We start from the raw sequence: 3,439 nt of genomic DNA, 5'->3' as shown, positions 1-3,439 counted from the left end.
GTGCTGGCCTCGGCGGCCAGCACGATGCCATCGGCAGCGGCGAGCTGGCGCGCCAGCGCGCCGCCGGCGTCATCGCCCAGTGCGCAGACGAAGGTGATGTCGGCGCCGGCGCGGCGCGCGGCCACCGCCTGATTGAAGCCCTTGCCGCCGGGACCGGTGCTGTAGCGCCCGGCAATGGTCGCCCCCGGCGCGGGCAGGGCATCGCAGCGCCAGACGTGGTCGACATTGAAGGAACCGGCAACGACAACAGACTTCATGGAATCTACTTCTCTTCAGGTGGCTGTGGGGGAGCCGGAAGGGGGAGCGCGCCGGTGGCTCAGCCGAAGTGGCTGAGCACGCCGGCGATGGTCGCCGTCATCAGCGTGGCGATGGTGCCGCCGAGCACCGCGCGCAGGCCGAACTTGGCCAGGTCGTGGCGACGGTCCGGGGCCAGGCCGCCGATGCCGCCGATCTGGATGGCGATCGAACTGAAGTTGGCGAAGCCGCACAGCGCATAGGTGGCGATCAGGCGGCCTTCGTCGCTCAGCGCGACGCCGGCGACATTGCCCTTGATGATCTCCGACAGCTGCAGGTAGGCGACGAACTCATTGATCACCACCTTCTGGCCGATCAGCGAACCCACCGTGGTGGCATCGGCCCATGGCGTGCCGATCACCCAGGCGATCGGCGCCAGCACGTAGCCGAAGATGGTGGCCAGGTTGGTCGGCTTGCCGATGGCCTGGGCCAGGCCGGTGACCTCGCCCAGCCAGGTCAGCGGCGCGTTGAGCAGGGCGATCAGGGCGATGAAGGCCAGCAGCATCGCGCCGATGTTCAGTGCCAGCTTCAGGCCGTCGGCGGCGCCGCCGGCCGCCGCGTCGATGATGTTGGAGGAGGTCTTTTCCACCTCCATCTTCACCGTGCCGCGGGTCAGCGGGGTGCCGGTCTCGGGCACCAGCAGCTTGGAGATCACCAGAGTGGCCGGTGCGGCCATGATCGAGGCGGCCAGCAGGTGCTTGGCGTAGAACGCCTGCGCCACCGGGTCGCCGCCGCCGAGCATGCCGACGTAGGCCGCCAGCACGCCGCCGGCGATGTGCGCCATGCCGCCGATCATCATCGTGATCAGCTCGGACTGGGTCATCTTCGGGATGTACGGGCGCACGGTCAGCGGCGCCTCGGTCTGGCCGATGAAGACGCTGGCGCAGACGCTGGTGGTCTCCGCGCCGGACACGCGCATCACCTTGGTGATCGCCCAGGCCATCACCTTGACCACCGCCTGCATCACGCCCAGGTGGTAGAGCACGCCCATCAACGCCGAGAAGAAGATGATGGTCGGCAGCACCTGGAAGGCGAAGATGAAGCCGTACTTGGGCACGTTCATCAGGTCGCCGAAGATGAAGCCGGAGCCTTCGTTGACGTAGCTCAGGATCTTGACGAAGCCCTGGCCCAGCCAGTCGAACACGTCGCGCCCGCCGGGCACCAGCAGCACCAGCGCGGCGAAGCCGATCTGCAGGGTGACGCCGGTGGCGACCAGCTTCCAGTCCACCGCTTTCTTGTTGTTGGAAAACAGCCAGGTGATGCCGATCAGCACCACCAGGCCGAACAGGCCGAAGCCGATCCTGCCCAATCCTTCGACCATGAGTATTCCCCGGGCCAGCCCGCAAAAGCGGCAAGCCTAGTGCAGCGGCCAGTGCCGGGCAACAATCCCGACGCCGATAGGGGCCAATGGCGGCGATCAGGCCGTCATCGGCAAGGTCCCGGGCGCTATCGGCAGGGGGGCGGCGGTTACACTGGCGGCTCCGTCCGCGCCGCCCGCGCGGACCGCGCTCCAGGAGCCTGCCATGCAATACCGCCGCCTCGGGTCGTCCGGCCTGCAGCTTTCCGCCCTGTCCTTCGGGGCCTGGGTCACCTTCGGCAGCCAGATCGCCCGTGGCGAGGCGCGCAACCTGATCGCCGCGGCCTGGGACAACGGGGTCAACTTCTTCGACAACGCCGAGGTCTACGCGCAGGGCCGCGCCGAGCAGGTGATGGGCGATGTGATCGCCGACCTGCGCCTGCCGCGCGACGGCTACTGCGTCTCCAGCAAGGTGTTCTTCGGTGCGGTCGATGCGCCCAACCCGCTGCAGCGCGGACTCTCGCGCAAGCACGTGCACGACGCCTGCCACGCCGCGCTCAAGCGCCTGCGGGTGGATTACCTGGACCTGTACTACTGCCATCGCCCGGATCCGGACGCGCCGATCGCCGAGACCGTGCAGGCGATGGACGTGCTGATCCGCCAGGGCAAGGTGCTGTACTGGGGGACGTCGGAATGGTCCGGCGCGCAGATCGCCGAGGCGGTGGCGTTCGCCCGGGCCAACGGCCTGCATGCGCCGACCATGGAGCAGCCGCAGTACAACCTGCTGCACCGCGAGCGGGTGGAACAGGAATATGCGCCGCTGTACGCCGACGCCGGCCTGGGCACGACCATCTGGTCGCCGCTGGCCTCGGGCCTGCTGACCGGCAAGTACAACGACGGCATCGCCGCCGACAGCCGGTTGGCGCAGACCACGATGGACTGGCTGAAGGACGCGGTGCTGGGATCGCCGGAGCAGGATCGGCTGGGCAAGGTGCGGCGTTTCACCGCGCTGGCCGCGGAACTGGGGGAGTCGCCGGCGCAACTGGCAATTGCCTGGTGCCTGCGCAACCGGCACGTGTCCAGCGTGATCCTCGGCGCCAGCCGGGTGTCGCAGCTGGAGGAGAACCTGCGCGCGCTGGACGTGCTGGAGCGCCATGGCGAGGAGACCTGGCAGAAGGTGGAAGCCGCGTTCGCCTGAGGCGTCGACTGACGGCGGCTGTCCGGCGGCGGGGCAGCCGGGCAGAGCGGGGCGAAGCCCTGCGGGGGCCGCCCGGATGAGCCACCAGCCGCATGCCAAGGGGGAAAGCCCGCCGGGCGTTGCAAGGCGCTGCGCCTGCGGGCCTGTAGAGCGGGGCAACGCCCCGCTGGGGCGCTCCCGCTGAAGCCCAGGGCGTTGCCCCACAGCACTCCTCGGCCCGCGCCGGTATCCGTCGCCGGGTTTTCCCGACGACGGCGGGGATGGGCAGAAATTTCGCCCACCCCCTTGCGTCGCGGATGAGAATCATTATCATCAATTCCGTCCCCGCCACGGAATCGCCGCGATGTTCGCCCAACCCGTTCTGCTCCGCCCCCGTACGCTGCACCTGCCGCAACGTTCCGCCCCGCAGGCGGTGGCCGTCGATGACACCATCGACAGCGGCGCCCTGCTCAAGGGCCAGCGCGAAATCCTGATCCGCCATGGCGACCGCGTTTACCGCCTGCGCCATACCAGCAACGACAAGCTGATCCTGACCAAGTAAGCGCGTTGCCGCAGCTGCGGCCGCCGCATTCCCCGTTCTCTCCCCCCTTGGCCGCCGCCCGGCCCCCGCCCCCGGCGCCGCGGCCCACCCAAACCGCGCCATTTTAGCC

Annotated in this window: 4 protein-coding genes; 2 read left to right on the top strand and 2 right to left on the bottom strand. The window is 69.2% G+C overall.

Annotated features, from left to right (window positions below):
- The coding region (locus QMX80_RS18795) for a PfkB family carbohydrate kinase (protein ID WP_282278696.1) at positions 1-257 on the bottom strand (257 nt) is incomplete at its 3' end.
- A gap of 59 nt (positions 258-316) precedes the next feature.
- Complete coding sequence (locus QMX80_RS18790; protein WP_273080710.1) at positions 317-1,615, bottom strand: nucleoside transporter C-terminal domain-containing protein; 1,299 nt, start codon at positions 1,613-1,615, stop codon at positions 317-319.
- 202 nt (positions 1,616-1,817) lie between these two features.
- On the opposite strand from QMX80_RS18790, the gene QMX80_RS18785 reads away from it, so the two are divergent.
- Together QMX80_RS18785 and QMX80_RS18780 are read left to right on the top strand one after the other, a co-directional pair.
- Positions 1,818-2,789 (top strand): aldo/keto reductase, encoded by a 972-nt coding sequence (locus QMX80_RS18785; RefSeq protein ID WP_273080708.1) that lies wholly within the window; start codon positions 1,818-1,820, stop codon positions 2,787-2,789.
- 343 nt (positions 2,790-3,132) lie between these two features.
- A complete protein-coding gene (locus QMX80_RS18780; protein WP_055765786.1) occupies positions 3,133-3,330 on the top strand; it encodes a hemin uptake protein HemP in 198 nt (65 codons plus the stop codon).
- Positions 3,331-3,439: the final 109 nt, after the last annotated feature.

The organism is Stenotrophomonas sp. PS02297 (assembly GCF_029959705.1).
GTDB classification, from domain to species: domain Bacteria; phylum Pseudomonadota; class Gammaproteobacteria; order Xanthomonadales; family Xanthomonadaceae; genus Stenotrophomonas; species Stenotrophomonas nitritireducens.
The sequence above is the reverse complement of the archived record's forward strand: the minus strand, read 5'-3'. Positions and strand labels throughout refer to the sequence as shown.